Genomic DNA, 405 nt, shown 5'->3' with positions numbered 1-405 from the left:
TAGCGGGACGTGTCGCGCGATTCGTCGAGGCGCGTGGCGATGGAATCGAGAATCGAGCGCAGCGTCGCCGTCGACAGCGCCACCGAATGGTGCCGGCCGATCAGCGCGCGCATCGGGGCGAGGAGAACCGGGTCGCGCCCGACCTTCTCGGCGCTTCCGGCCGCGCGGAAGGAATTGAACCAGCGCACCTCTGGCCGCAGCGCCAGCACATGGTTGAAGACCAAGAGTATGCCGATCAGCAGCACGCCGAGGATGAGGCCGCTGAGGCCGGGATTGCTGAAGAAGGCGGCCTGCGCCTGGCGGAAGAGGATCGCGGCGACGAAGCCGACGATGATCAGGAAGATCACCATCGTCCAGAAGAACGCCATGGGGCTCGAGAGCTTGTGGGGGTAATCGTCCGAGGTG

The 405-nt window shown here is 65.9% G+C and carries 1 protein-coding gene; it reads right to left on the bottom strand.

The genetic code is table 11. The features are described from left to right. Positions 1-368: hypothetical protein (locus tag B7P34_RS36375; protein ID WP_223268642.1), on the bottom strand; the 368-nt coding region annotated here is incomplete at its 3' end. Positions 369-405: the final 37 nt, after the last annotated feature.

Origin of the sequence: Streptosporangium nondiastaticum (assembly GCF_003011965.1) — a bacterium.
GTDB classification, from domain to species: Bacteria; Actinomycetota; Actinomycetes; order Streptomycetales; family Streptomycetaceae; genus Streptomyces; species Streptomyces nondiastaticus.
The sequence above is the reverse complement of the archived record's forward strand: the minus strand, read 5'-3'. Positions and strand labels throughout refer to the sequence as shown.